At 70.3% G+C, this 10,327-nt stretch carries 9 protein-coding genes and 1 pseudogene; 2 read left to right on the top strand and 8 right to left on the bottom strand.

All coding sequences use genetic code 11. The features are described 5' to 3' along the window. On the top strand, window positions 1-958 hold a 958-nt coding region (gene tyrS, locus D7X55_RS28150; protein WP_121724669.1), incomplete at its 5' end, for a tyrosine--tRNA ligase. Between the two features lie 27 nt (window positions 959-985). Here the strand turns inward: tyrS and D7X55_RS28145 are convergent. Further along, window positions 986-1,810, bottom strand: a complete 825-nt coding sequence (locus tag D7X55_RS28145; RefSeq protein WP_120550638.1) for an SDR family oxidoreductase — start codon at window positions 1,808-1,810, stop codon at window positions 986-988. An 86-nt stretch (window positions 1,811-1,896) separates the two neighbouring features. Here D7X55_RS28145 and D7X55_RS28140 point away from each other — a divergent pair, with 86 nt between their 5' ends. After that, complete coding sequence (locus D7X55_RS28140) at window positions 1,897-2,997, top strand: EndoU domain-containing protein (RefSeq protein WP_121724668.1); 1,101 nt, start codon at window positions 1,897-1,899, stop codon at window positions 2,995-2,997. Between the two features lie 42 nt (window positions 2,998-3,039). Here the strand turns inward: D7X55_RS28140 and D7X55_RS28135 are convergent, their stop codons facing one another. The 7 genes and pseudogenes from D7X55_RS28135 to D7X55_RS28110 form a co-directional block, all read right to left on the bottom strand. Continuing rightward, the gene (locus D7X55_RS28135; protein ID WP_306437752.1) at window positions 3,040-5,280 is read right to left on the bottom strand and encodes an alpha-2-macroglobulin family protein; all 2,241 of its coding nucleotides are present in this window, start codon (window positions 5,278-5,280) and stop codon (window positions 3,040-3,042) included. 96 nt (window positions 5,281-5,376) lie between these two features. Beyond that, window positions 5,377-6,162, bottom strand: a pseudogene (gene cpaB / locus D7X55_RS45665) (Flp pilus assembly protein CpaB); the annotation flags it as partial. Between the two features lie 239 nt (window positions 6,163-6,401). Continuing rightward, window positions 6,402-6,641, bottom strand: coding sequence for a hypothetical protein (locus tag D7X55_RS28130; protein WP_147442634.1), 240 nt, complete (start codon window positions 6,639-6,641; stop codon window positions 6,402-6,404). Window positions 6,642-6,715: 74 nt separating this feature from the next. Further along, a complete protein-coding gene (locus D7X55_RS28125; RefSeq protein WP_121724665.1) occupies window positions 6,716-8,128 on the bottom strand; it encodes an anti-sigma factor in 1,413 nt (470 codons plus the stop codon). Beyond that, entirely contained in the window at window positions 8,125-8,772 is a 648-nt protein-coding gene (locus D7X55_RS28120; RefSeq protein WP_120546734.1) for an RNA polymerase sigma factor, read from the bottom strand. The genes D7X55_RS28125 and D7X55_RS28120 overlap by 4 nt, the downstream gene beginning before the upstream one ends. 63 nt (window positions 8,773-8,835) lie before the next feature. Further along, window positions 8,836-9,243 carry a DUF2085 domain-containing protein gene (locus tag D7X55_RS28115; protein ID WP_120546682.1) on the bottom strand — a complete coding sequence of 136 codons (408 nt, stop codon included), beginning with the start codon at window positions 9,241-9,243 and terminating at the stop codon, window positions 8,836-8,838. After that, window positions 9,212-10,258 (bottom strand): ABC transporter ATP-binding protein, encoded by a 1,047-nt coding sequence (locus D7X55_RS28110; RefSeq protein ID WP_121724664.1) that lies wholly within the window; start codon window positions 10,256-10,258, stop codon window positions 9,212-9,214. The genes D7X55_RS28115 and D7X55_RS28110 overlap by 32 nt, the downstream gene beginning before the upstream one ends. Between the last annotated feature and the right edge of the window lie 69 nt (window positions 10,259-10,327).

Genomic DNA, 10,327 nt, shown 5'->3' with positions numbered 1-10,327 from the left:
CCTCACCCGCGAGCAGGTGAAGGTCAACTCGGAGACGTACAAGCAGCAGGTCTTCAAGGTCCTGGACCCGGACAAGACGGTGGTGAAGTTCAACTCGGAGTGGCTCGACGCGCTGGGCACCGAGGGGATGATCCGCCTGGCCGCGCGCTACTCCGTGCAGCGCATGCTGGAGCGCGACGACTTCAAGAAGCGCTACCGGGAGAACACCTCCATCGCCATCCACGAGTTCCTCTACCCGCTCTTGCAGGGCTACGACTCCGTGGCGCTGAAGGCGGACGTGGAGCTGGGCGCGACGGATCAGCTCTTCAACCTGCTCGTCGGCCGCCAGCTGATGAAGGAAGAGGGCCTGGAGCCGCAGGTCATCATGACCGGCCCCATCCTGGAGGGCCTGGACGCGAAGCTGGTGGACGGCGTCATCACCGGCAACAAGATGTCCAAGAGCCTGGACAACTACGTGGGCATCGACGAGTCGGCGGACAACATCTTCGGCAAGTTGATGAGCATCACCGACGACCTGATGTGGCGGTACTACAAGCTGCTGTCCTCCATGCCGCTCAAGCAGGTGCTGGAGCTGGAGGAGAAGACGAAGTCCGGCGCCGCGCACCCCAAGGCCGCGAAGGTCGCCTTCGCGCAGGAGATGGCCTCGCGCTTCCAGGGCGAGGAGGCCGGGCGCAAGGCGGCGGAGGACTTCGAGAAGCGCTTCGCCAAGAAGGAGCTGTCCACGGAGGACCTGCCGCTCGTGGAGGTGTCGCTCGCGGGCGCGGAGAAGCTGCTCGTCACGAAGCTCCTGCCGGAGACGAAGTTCGTCGCCTCCGCCACCGAGGCGCGCAAGATGATGGCCCAGGGCGGCGTGAAGGTGAACGGTGAGAAGGTCACCGACCCCAAGGCGGAGCTGGGGGCCGGCGAGTACACCGTGCAGGTGGGCAAGCTGAAGGTGACGCGGGTGAAGCTGGCCTGAAGCCGTCGTGCACCGCCCGCGCTGAAGTCACGGCGCGGGCGGCTCCTTCGGCAGCGCGCCTTCGTACAGCGCGGCCGAGCGCCCCATCATGAAGCCGTGGGGCAGGAGCTTCATCAGCGTCGCGAGGAAGCGGTTGAGGACGCCGGGCACGGAGAGCTCGCGGCGGTGCACGAACGCCTCCACGGCGATGCGCGCGCAGGCCTCCGCGGACATGATGCCCACGTCGCCCGCCTTGAACTTCCGGTCCAGGCCGGACACCGACAGCATCTCCGTGGCGATGCCGCCGGGCGCGAAGACGGTGACGGACACGCCCGCCTTGCGCAGCTCGTAGGCCAGGCCGCGCCCGTAGCTGATGACGAACGACTTCGTGGCCGCGTAGGCCGTCTGGTACGGCAGCGGCGCGAAGCCCGCGGTGCTGGCGACGAGCATCAACGCCCCTCCCCCGCCCCGCTTCGCGAAGTGCGCGCCGAAGCGCTGCGACATGCGCACCACGCTGGTGATGTTGGTGGCCAGCATCGCGTCGAAGGACTCGGGCTGCTGCTCCAGCGCGTGGCCGAAGTAGGTGACGCCGGCGTTGAGGATGACGCCGTCGACGGTGCGGCCGGACGTGGCGGTCTCGAAGACGCGCTCGGCATCGCCGGGCCGGCTGAGGTCCGCGGCCAGGGGCAGCACCTGCACGCCGTGCGCGGACTCCAGCTCCGCCTTGAGCGCGGTGAGCCGGTCCTCGCGGCGGGCGACGGCGATGATGTGGGCGCCGTGCTCCTTCGCGAGCAGGCGGGCCATCTCCAGCCCCAGGCCGGACGACGCGCCGGTAATGAGCACCCAGCGGCCTCGGAAATTCATCGGTTTCATATCGGGCGCTCTTATTTCGCGGTGCGGCGCCGGGCGCAACCGGGGAACAGCGGGCTTCCGGCGCCCCTGTTAGAGTCCGGCGCACCATGCGCCTCTCCGGGTCGCTCGCCTGCTTCTTCCTGGCCCTCTCCACCGCCCCTGTTGCCCTCGCGGGCAGCGGCGTGTTCGTCACCGACGACGCCGTGGACGCGGTGGACCAGCCCGAGTCCTCCAAGGTCGTCTTCTCCGTGCAGCCGGGCGTGTCCTATCCGCTGGTGAAGAAGGGCGGCCCGGACCGCGCGTGGTGCAAGCTCCAGGGGCCCAAGGCGGAAGGCTGGGTGCTCTGCGACGGCACGCCCACGGATGCCGTCCAGAAGGCACCGGACACGGACGCGCTCGTGCGCGCGGACCGGGAGAACACCCGCCAGCAGCAGGCCGCCCGAAGTGCTGGCGACGAGGAAGAGGCCACCGTGGTGGTGCGTGCCCCCGCGGGCCGCGCGGCGGCTCCAGCTCCTAGCGACGCGGCCTGCGCGAGCACGTGTGATCAACCGCCCCTCTTCGCCAAGGCCCCGGCGCTGTCCGCGCTGGACCGCGAGGTGTTGGATCTGTGCCCCGCGCGGCCCGACGCGAGCGTGAGCGCCGGGGACGTGCAGCGCTTCTTCGCGAAGCACTACGACGACGCGCGGATCCAGCGCGCCCTCTCCGCGGCGGGCCGTCCGGGCTCGAAGCAGGCGAACATCGAATGGCTCACGGGCCTGTGGGTGAGCACCGGTCCCCGTAACGCGTTCACGCACGTCTTCTGCGGCGACGACTGGCAGCGCGGCCCGATTGGCGGCCTGCACTTCCTGCCCCGCTACGCGCAGCTCGAGGCGGAGGGGAAGGTCTGCTACCAGGGCCCGGTGAAGGGCGAGGAGGCGGTGACGGGAGAGCAGTACCTCATCCGCTTCAAGGGGCTGGCCCCGTGGTCCTGCGGCGTGAAGCGGACGGGCGGCTTCTCGACGTCGCAGGATGCCGTATCCATCGCCGCCATCGGAACCCGTGCGTTCGCGCGCTGCTGTGCGCGCGGCGGGGCGAAGAAGGAGGGCGGCGTGTACTCGGCGCCGGACGTGGGGGGCGGCAACTGGCGCATCTGGTGCGGCACGCGCAACGGCACCTACGGCATCGCCACGCTGCACCCCACCGGCGAAGCCGCGACCTGCGCGGAGTAGCGGACCGGCGCCCCGCGTGGGGACGCCGGCCCCGGGTGAGGCCTACTGCGCCTTGTCCACGGTGAGCATCGTCCCCGTGGAGTACGCGGTGAACTCCGGCGCGTACATGGACTGCACCGTCGCCGGACCCACGCGGAAGGTGCCCGCGAGGTTCGCGCGCAGCCGGTACTTGAACGTGTACTCACCGGCCGGCAGCGACTCGAAGAAGAAGTTCGTCCCCGAGTCGCGCGTCTCCTCGTACCAGACGATGCCCAGGTCGTACTTGTGGCGGGACTGCGCGTTCTCCGGTTCCAGGCCCGCGGCGCGCGGGTCCCTCAGGTGCACGTACTCCGCCGCGTGCTTCGTGCGCAGCGACAGCTGCACCTCCACCTCGTCACCAGGGCGCAGCCTCGCGCCGTCCGTCAGCGGGCGCAGCAGCGTCTGGTTGCCCTCGCGGATGCGCACGAAGTAGCGGCGCGACACCTGGAAGAAGTCACCGCGCTCCTCCTTGGGCAGTTGCTCCGTGGAGAAGTGCCACGTCGCGGACGCGATGGCGAAGCCCGGCGTCGTCTTCTCCACCACCGTGGACGCCGTGCCCGCGTTCACCTCCGAGCCGGTGAGGACCACCTGGTTCTTCTTCCCCGTGTACACGTCGGGCGAGAAGGCCATGGTCACCACCTTCGGGCCCACCGTCACCTTCAGCTCCTCGCGCGCGGCCAGCGAGCCCTCCGCCTCCATGTAGTTCACCAGGGCGTAGAGCGCTTCGGCGGTGGCGCGCGTGGACTTCCAGTGGCTCACCTTCTTGTCCAACAGCAGCCACTGCACCAGGCCCGCGCGGCGGGGGTCCTTCGGACGCAGCTCGGAAAGCGTGCGCAGCGCGAAGGCGTGCGTCTCCGTGGAGTCGTTGTACCAGAGCCAGCCGCGGTCCTCCGGCGCCCAGTACGTGCCCAGGTCCTGCGACGTCTTCGCGGAGTCCATCACGCTGTCCCAGACCTTCTGCGCGTCCTTCGTGCGCTTCGCCCGGTTCAGCGTGAGCGCCAGGTAGCCCTTGAGGTACGGCGAGTGCTCCTTCCAGTGCTTGAAGGAGAAGTCGAGCACGCGCTGCCGCTCGGCCGCCGTCAGGGCCTCACCCGTGTAGCGCGCGTCCGGATATGCCGACGCCACGAAGTTGAGGAACGTCAGGAACTCCCAGCCCAGGTCCTTCTTCATCAGCCGGTTCGCGTAGTCGTTGCGGAACTGGGTGGTGAGGTAGCCCCACGCGGGCTCCGTCATGGAGGGCGACACCTCCACCCCGTGCTCCATGGCGCGCGACAGGCCGTGCAGGATGTAGAGCGTCATGTACGGAGACGACGGACCGCCCGGCCACCAGGGGAAGCCGCCGTCCGCGTTCTGCGACTTGCGCAGCTTCGTCATCGCCGACACACGCTGGGCCTGGGCCACCTTCGGATCCAGCACGCGCAGGAGCGCTTCGTCGGAGTCCTTCCCGCCCTTCGCCTCGTTGAGCCAGGGCGTCTCCTCCAGCGCCATCTTGCGGTTCGGATCCACGTCGTCCCAGGTCTCCAGGCGCGTGTTGCGCTGGCTCAGGTCCTTGGCCACCTTCGCCACCGCCGGATACTTGTCGAAGAGGCTGGAGACGATGCCCGTGGACACGAAGCGGTTGAGCGTCTGCTCCGTGCACTCGTAGGGGTAGTCCACCAGGTACGGCAGCGCCTGGAGCACGGAGTAGAAGAGCTGCGCGTCCACCGTGACGACGAGCTGCTCGTTCACGCGCGTGGGGTCGTCCGACTTCTTCAGGTCCTCGAACGTCAGCGTCCGGCGGTCCTGGTTGTTCAGCATGGCGAAGCGCGACTGGGCCAGGTGCATGCGGCCGGGCAGCACCGGCAGGGGGCGCAGCTCGCCGTCGCTGAACGCGCCCGTCTTCGCGACGACGCGGAAGGCCACCGGGCCCACGCGCGCGGGCGTGGTGATGGGGAAGCGCAGGTGCGTGCCCTTCCCCGCCGCCACCGTGAAGGACTGCACGGCCGCCTTCACGCCGAAGTCCGCGAGCAGGCTCTTCTGCGTGTCGGGGTCCACGATGTCGAACGTGAGCTGGCCCTGCTGCGTCTGGGTGCCCGCGTTGTTGACCACGACCTCCAGGTCCGCGCGGTCGCCCTCGCGCAGGAAGCGCGGCAGGTAGGGCCGCACCATCAGCTCCTTCACGCTGCGGGTGGAGCGCTGCATGGATCCACCGCGCAGATCCCTCGTGAGCGCGTGCACCCAGACGTCCCACGCCGTCACCGAGTCCGGCACCGTGAACTCCAGCACCGCCGCGCCGTCCGGCCCGGTGAGCAGCTGCGGAATCCAGAACGCCGTCTCCGCGAAGTTGGAGCGCAGGGGCTGCTCGCCGGATTCACCGGAGCCCGAGCTGCCCTTGATGATCTGGATGATCTCCCGGCGCTTCTGCTCCAGCACGCGGGTGCGCTCGCCGGAGAGCAGCGTGCTGATGGTGGCGCGGCCGCGCTCCTCGATGAGGTCCACGTCGTCCTCGTTGCGCAGGGACAGGGTCAGCTGCCCCAGCTCCGCCGCCAGCACGAGGATCTCCGCCTCTTCCGGCAGCACCATCAGCGAGACGTTGTTGTACTCGCGCTGGTTCTCCGGGATGAGGTTGATGTTCGTGGTGCCGGTGATCTTGCCCGTGGCGACCACGATGATGTTCTGCAGCAGCGTCACGGCGACGCTCTCGTCCGTCTGCGGGTCACGGAACGTGCCGATGATGTCCACGTGATCGTTGGGGCGGATCCACCCGCCCACGGACGTGGTCTGCTTCGCCTCGATGGTGATGGCGCGCGCCTTCTTCTGCACCTTGGTGGACAGGCGCTCGGCGGCCTTCGTCGTCTCGAACTGGCTCCAGAGGATGGGGTCGCCGGCCTGCAGCGCCACCAGCACCTTCTGGTTCACGATGTAGTTGGCGGAGTCCGGCTTCACCACCGACGAGGTGACGAACTGCTCCGGCACGGAGCGCTGGGAGATCATCTCGTACGTGATGACCGAACCCTCGGGCATGTCCTGGCCCGCCACCACCACGGGCACCAGGTTCCACCCGCGGCGCACGTCCGATTCCTTCTTCTTGATGGCCGAGTAGGCCACGATGCCCGCGAGCAAACCGAGCACCAGTGCGACGACGAGCGGGGTCTTACCCTTCAACATGGTTCAAGGCTCCAGAACGGTGGGGCGCCGTCGTGGCGGCAGGACTGCTTCGGACGAGGGGGCGATGCCAGGGCGCGAACGGGGCGGAATGTTATCCATGCCCCACAGCAGGTGTCAAAACCACCTCTCGCGACAAAGCGGAATCCCGGGGTCCCCGGAGCCCGCGGAGCCTGCCCGCCCGGCGGGGAGGACGGCTCGAAACACGGGCTGATCCGCTGCCTTCGGAGCCGCTGCGTTCCTCAGGGGAACGGCAGGTTCAGCACGAAATAGAACGAGTCGTAATAGATCTGGTACGCCTCGAGGAACAGGTCGATGACGTTGGTCTGACGGTCGTCGGTCCAGCGGATCCGCACCGTGGCGCCGATGACGAGCGCGACGATCAGCACCCAGTTGAGAATCGAGTACTCCACCATGGCCTGGCCACGGCGGGCCCGGCGCGGCGGAGACTTCCGAGGGCTGTTCACGGGGGGAGCGTGCACGTCCTGCCTCATGTCCCCATTATCCAGGACCCGGGCCCCGGACGCATCGGTCATGTGGACTGCCCCGCCCTCCCCTACTGCGAAAGCTTCTTGGACGGAGCGGCCTTGGCCGGGGCCTGAGCCGGAGCCGGAGTCGCGGGGGGCGAGGCCTGACGCAGGCGGCGCTGGGCCAGCTGCGCCGCGCTGGAGCCGGGGGCCTCGGAGATGATCTGCCCGCAGACGGCGGCGGCCTCCTGGGTGCGTCCCTGGACGGACTCGGACTCGCAGAGACGCGAGAGCAGGGCCAGCCGCTCGCTGCCGCTGGCTCCGGCCGCGAGCGCGGCGCGCAGCAGCTGGGCCTCCCGGGCGCGGTCGCCCTGGTCCGCGGCGGCCTGGGCCTGGGCGGACAGGTCGCGCGCCGTCATCGCTCCGGCGGACTTCTCCTGGGGCTTGGGCTTCGCGGCCTCCGTGCTCGGAGCCATTCCGCCGATGGAGCCGGTGGCGGAGGGAGCCGAGGGCATGGTCTGGGCCAGGGGCGCGGACGCCGCGGCCGGCGGGGGCGGAGGTGGAGTCGCGCCCGCCATGGACTGCGGCTCGGCGTCATCCAAGGACAACCCGCGGCCATAGGCCTTGCTGCCCATCCGCAGGGAATCGGCCTTCGCGACCTTGGCCTTATCGGCGCTGCCCTCCGACGCGCGGGCGTCCTTCCGGGCAGTGGCGTAGGCATCCTCGTCGGCCGCCTCCTCCTTCGGAGCCACCGACTCGGCGACCACCGGCGCGGGAGCCGGTTCGAGCGCCGCGAACTCGCCGTCGGCGTCGCGGACGGCCGGGGCGACCTTCTTGCGGGGGGCCTCGGCCTCCGCGCGGCGCCGCTCCAGCAGCGCGCCACCGCCGCCCGCGTTCATCCAGTCCGACGGACGGGCCGCGGCCGTGGAGCCCTTGGGCATCGCCCTCAGTTCCGCCTGCTGCCGGTCCGCGACGTTCCGCCTCGGCGCGGCCTTCAGCTCATCGAAAGAACCCTCGGAAGCGCTCAGGTCCAAAGGGGCGGGCGCGGCCGCGACGGGGCTGGGAGCGAGCCTGGCCTGCGTCTCCTCCCTCTTCGCCGCCAGCGCCTCGGTGGGGGCCGCCTTCTGCGACAGGTTCGGCTCCAGCTTGAGGTTCTCGCTCACCGTCAACGTCAGGATGCCGAAGGTGCTCACCGTGGCCAGGCCCACCGCGGGCAAGAGCCAGCGGCGCCAGCGCGAGGGCTTCGGCTCCGGCCCGGCGGCGGCGCGGCGCGCGGACTGCTGGGCGTACGCGAGCAGCGACTCCAGGCCCGCGTCCGGCGCGGGCTCCGACGACAGCTGCGCCATGGTGGTGCGCACGCCACGGATGTCCGCCAGCGCCTTCGTGCAGCGCGCGCAGCCCTGGACGTGCTGCTCCAGCGCGTGGGCCTCCGGCGCGGGCAGCTCGCCGTAGGCGAAGTCGAGGAGCCGGTCCTCGTGCGCATGGGCATTCTGGGCATTCATCCCGCCACCGTCCTTCCATCCTCCGACAGGTCGCCGTCCACGCCCAGCTCACCCAGGCGGCGGCGCAGGCCCTCCAGCGCGTAGCGCATGCGGCTCTTCACCGTGTTCTCGGACACGCCCGTCACCTCGGCGATCTCCTTGAACGGGATGCCGCTGTACTCGCGCAGCACGAACACCTCGCGCTGCTCCTCCGGCAGGGCCGCCAGCGCCCGCTCCAGGAGCGGCCGGATGCGGGCGTTGTGCGCGCCCCGCTCCGGGCTGGCCCCGGCATCCGGCAGCCCCTCGCCCAGCGGACGTCCCTCGTCCCCATCGGCACCCGCGGCGGGGGCTTCCAGGGACGTCGCCTGGCGGTAGCTCTCTTTGCGGGTGCTGTCCACGCAGAGGTTCCTCGCGATGGTGTACAGCCAGGTCGTGAACCGGGCCTTGGGCTCGTACTCCCGGGCGCTGCGAACCACCTTGAGCCACGTCTCCTGCAGCACGTCCTCCGCCCGCGCCCGGTGGCCCACGAAGCGCAGGATGAAGTTGAACACCGGCGCGCGGTGCTTGCGCACCAACGCCTCGAACGCACGCGCGTTTCCCGCCTGGAAGGCGAGCATCAGCTGCTCGTCTGAGGTTTCGGGTGCCAAACTTCCCCCAGTGCCCATGAAGCCACGGGTGCCATCCCCTTCACCGCCCACGCCTGTAACGGACAGCCGTGCGCGAAAGGTCTATTCCGGCCGTGGCCGCCGGTAAGTGGCGAGAATGACAGGGACCGCAACCCCTGTCACCAGAAGTGCCTGCGCCAGCAGCACCGCCGGCAGCGGGCGCTGCACATGCACGTACAGCGAGCGGCCAAGGGCCACGCCCAACAGGACGCCCGTCAGCGTGCGAAGCCAGTTGGAACCCGACGCGGGCCGGAAGCGTCCCACCGCCCAGTCCACGAGCGCGGGCAGCGTGAGGGCCAGCACCACGGGCACGTCCCGCTCCCACTGGAGCGGCGCCTTCAGCGCGAACAGCCCGGCGAACACGGCCGCGAGCACCGGGTACGTGCCCAGGCATCGCGCGCACACGCGCACGCCCGCGAGCACGTACGTGCGGTTGTACTCATCCGGGTGATGATGGCTGAGCCAGAACACCGGCACCTCCTCCGGACGTGGAATCCGCGGGCACGTCGCGCGAGTCCCCTTCGGCCAGGAAACACGCCGCGGCGTGGCCTCCGCCCAGGGGATACAGCGGCGGGGACTCGCGGCGGCAGCGCTCCATCGCATGAGGGCAGCGCGGGTGGAAGGCGCAGCCGGCCGGCGGCGACAGGGGCGAAGGCGGCTCGCCCGGCAGGAGCAGGCGCGCGCGCGGACGCTCTGGATCCGGCACCGGCACCGCCGACAGCAGGGCCTGCGTGTACGGATGCCGGGGCCCCGCGTACAGCGCGCGCGACGGCGCCACCTCCACGATGCGGCCCAGGTACATCACCGCCACGCGCGTGGACACGTACTCAACAATCTTCAGGTCGTGCGCGATGAAGACGTAGGTGAGCCCGCGCTCGCGCTGCAGGTCCACCAGCAGGTTGACGATCTGCGCCTGGATGGAGACGTCCAGCGCGCTGATGGGCTCGTCCGCCACCACCAGGTCCGGACGCAACGCGATGGCACGTGCAATGCCGATGCGTTGACGCTGGCCGCCGGAGAACTCGTGCGGATAGCGGCTCCGCGCCTCGCGGGGCAGCCCCATGGCGTCGAGCAGCGCCAGCACCTCGTCCTCGCGCGCCTGGCCCTTCGCGAGGCCGTGGATGGCGAACGGCTCCGCGAGGATGTCCCCCACCGTCATGCGCGGGTTGAGCGACGCGTACGGATCCTGGAAGACGAGCTGCATCTGCCGGCGCAGCGGACGCAGCTCACGCTGCGACAGGCCGGTCAGCTCGCGCCCTGCGACGCGGATGGAGCCGGAGGTCGGCTCAAGCAGGCGCAGCACCGCGCGCCCCAGCGTGCTCTTGCCGCAGCCGCTCTCCCCCACCAGGCCCAGCGTCTCGCCCCGGGCGACGTCGAAGGACACGCCGTCCACCGCGCGCACCGTGCCGCGCGTGCGGCCCAGCAGGCCGCCCTTCACCGGGAAGTGCACCTTCAGGTCGCGCACCTGGACCAGCGGTTCGCTCATGGCGCGGGCACCGGGTGGTGGCAGGCGGCGGACTGGCCTCCGCGCTTGGGCTCCAACACAGGCGTGACG

This window comes from Corallococcus sp. AB049A (assembly GCF_003668885.1).
Classification (GTDB): domain Bacteria; phylum Myxococcota; class Myxococcia; order Myxococcales; family Myxococcaceae; genus Corallococcus; species Corallococcus interemptor.
The sequence above is the reverse complement of the archived record's forward strand: the minus strand, read 5'-3'. Positions and strand labels throughout refer to the sequence as shown.